This is a genomic window from Vibrio sp. 10N.247.310.98, from assembly GCF_041467395.1.
In the GTDB taxonomy this organism is placed as follows: domain Bacteria; phylum Pseudomonadota; class Gammaproteobacteria; order Enterobacterales; family Vibrionaceae; genus Vibrio; species Vibrio crassostreae_C.
On sequence record NZ_JBFSUL010000110.1, the window covers coordinates 1 to 2,481 of the forward strand.

At 42.6% G+C, this 2,481-nt stretch carries 2 protein-coding genes; one reads left to right on the forward strand and one right to left on the reverse strand.

The annotated features are described in order from the left end of the window. The first annotated feature begins 133 nt into the window (after window positions 1–133). Window positions 134–1,042: an IS5 family transposase gene (locus AB6E78_RS22770; RefSeq protein WP_372134260.1), complete on the forward strand. Its 909-nt coding sequence runs from the start codon at window positions 134–136 to the stop codon at window positions 1,040–1,042. 249 nt (window positions 1,043–1,291) lie between these two features. Here the strand turns inward: AB6E78_RS22770 and AB6E78_RS22775 are convergent, their stop codons facing one another. After that, the gene (locus tag AB6E78_RS22775; RefSeq protein WP_017065108.1) at window positions 1,292–2,320 is read right to left on the reverse strand and encodes an IS110 family transposase; all 1,029 of its coding nucleotides are present in this window, start codon (window positions 2,318–2,320) and stop codon (window positions 1,292–1,294) included. Window positions 2,321–2,481: the final 161 nt, after the last annotated feature.

The following is a 2,481-nucleotide window of genomic DNA, read 5'->3' on the forward strand; positions in this document are numbered from 1 at the left end:
CTACGGAGCTTTGCTGTTTCGGCATCAATTTCTACTGGACGTTTTCGCCAGTAGTGGCGTTGTTGCCTAAATCAATTGAACCTTTTTCGAGTCCTGCGATCTGATCCTTTATGATGGTTAGAGCGGTGACAACATGGGTAAGGCGAAAAAGAAGATAACTAACTGGGCGGAGTACAATAAGGCTTTGTGCAAACGGGGCTCGGTTACGTTCTGGATAGATGATACAGCCGTAGATGCATGGCGATGCAAAACCCATCATGGTAAGCGTGGTAGAGGCTTTCAGTACTCTGATACAGCGATTGAAACTGCCTTGATGATTAAAGGAGTATTCTCATTACCATTACGTGCTCTTCAAGGCTTTATTGATTCTATCTTTGAGCTATTAGATGTTCCACTGACGTCCCCTGACTACACCTGTATCAGCAAACGCTCGAAGACAGTTCAGGTCAAATATCGCAATAAATCCAAAGGAGCTATTCGCCATATAGCCATTGACTCGACTGGTCTCAAAGTTTTTGGCGAGGGTGAATGGAAAGTGAAAAAGCACGGCGCCGAAAAACGCAGAACTTGGCGTAAACTGCACTTAGCTGTTGATGTAGAAACTCATGAGGCCATTAGTGCAGAAGTCAGTCTTGTAAGTGTTGGCGATAAGGAAGTGCTGCCAACATTACTCAACCCTTTACGTAGAAAGATCCATACAGTATCTGCTGATGGAGCATATGACACAAAAAGTTGCCATGAGACTCTGAAAAATAAGGGCTGTACTCCGTTGATACCACCTCGAAAGAATGCGGCTCTTTGGGAAGATGGGCATCCCAGAAATGAAGCTGTAGAGGCTCTTAAAAACGGAACAATAACGGAGTGGAAATCTGAGTCTGGTTACCACTATCGCTCAATATCTGAGACCGCAATGTCTCGATATAAAGGACTAACCAGCGGTAAATTGAGCTTGAGATGTTACAACGCTCAACTGGGAGAAATCATGGCGAATGTCAAAGCTATAAACAAAGTCATAGGACTAGGTATGCCTGTTAGAAGCTAACGATTAGTCAAATATGGCGTCGTTGAACCTCAAGCTGATTTGATCATATATGGACACTTCCTATTGGCAAGCAGTAAATCTGAAAGTTTTAGGTAAAAGATTGCAGACATATATCCGAGTTCAAGGACTCTTAATGATTTCCGCTGAGCATGCTCTTATCAACAACACGAACTTGAAAGTCCTAAGATCAAATCAGAGTTCCATACTCACGGTCTTACCTGTTTTCTCATTTCCACTTCATGCGCAATTTTAGATAGATAGTAATTCAGGATTATAGTGTTGCTGATTAGCCAATAAAGCCCATGCAATTCGAGCATTCCGATTAGCTAGTGCGACTATTGCAACATTCTTGTGTTTTCGTTTCAGTAAGTCATTCAACCAGCGGTGAGTATAAGTGGTTGGCTGTTGCTTTAAGTGCCCAAGAACAGCTCTTGCACCATGCACTAGTAGTCTTCGTAAATAGCCATCCCCCCGCTTGCTTATACCAAGCAATACTTGTTTGCCACCCGTTGAAAACTGCTTAGGTACAAGTCCAATCCATGCAGATACCTGCCGTCCATTATTAAAAGATGCGGGGTCACCTATACTTGCAACAAGTGCGGTGGCAGTTATAGGGCCAATTCCAGGGATCTCTGCGATTCTTTTAGAATCAACATTCGTACTGTGCCATTGTTCAATTTCTTTTGTTAACGCACTAATTCGTGAAGAAAGCTCATCAATTAGTTCTTTTAAATGAGTAACCACGCAGCGAATCGGTGGCGTCAAATTATTTTCAGCATCCTCTAAAACCAGAGGGAGCTGCTTGTTAAGTGATGCACTTCCTTTAGGAAAGACAAGACCAAACTCAGCCAGCAACCCACGTAATTGATTAGTTTGGCCAGTTTTCATTGAAACTAACCTTTCTCTAGCTTTGTGAACAGAAAGGATTGATTGCTGTTCAATCGATTTTATAGGTACGAAACGCATGTTAGGGCGAGTTACCGCTTCACAGATTGCTTCAGCATCAGCGGTATCGTTCTTATTTGATTTCACATAGGGCTTAACAAACTGCGGAGGCATAAGTTTAACGTCATGACCAAATTGCTTGAATACTCTTGCCCAATAATGAGCACTGGAGCAAGCTTCCATACCAACAAGACAAGGAGGCATATTGGTCAACGTTTCGGACAACTTCTTTCTGCTGATATTTTTCTTCAAAAGAACTTTGCCTGATGAATCTACTCCGTGAAGAGCAAAAGAAGATTTAGCTAAGTCGATACCTAAAGTTGCAATGGTCATGGTCTCTTCCTCATTTATGTTACCGACTATAAGTTTAGACGGTGGGTGGAAGTGTCCATATCATTAACAACGCCTTATAAATCCATCAAAGTATGCTCCCGCCCTGGCCGTAAGCCAGTAAAACAACGGTAGGTAGGTTGTCGTTCTTGAAGTGGAAACAC

Coding starts and splice junctions, on each gene's coding strand:
- AB6E78_RS22770 (WP_372134260.1), top strand. CDS start 134: ATGGGTAAGGCGAAAAAGAAGATAACTAACTGGGCGGAGTACAATAAG.
- AB6E78_RS22775 (WP_017065108.1), bottom strand. CDS start 2,320: ATGACCATTGCAACTTTAGGTATCGACTTAGCTAAATCTTCTTTTGCT.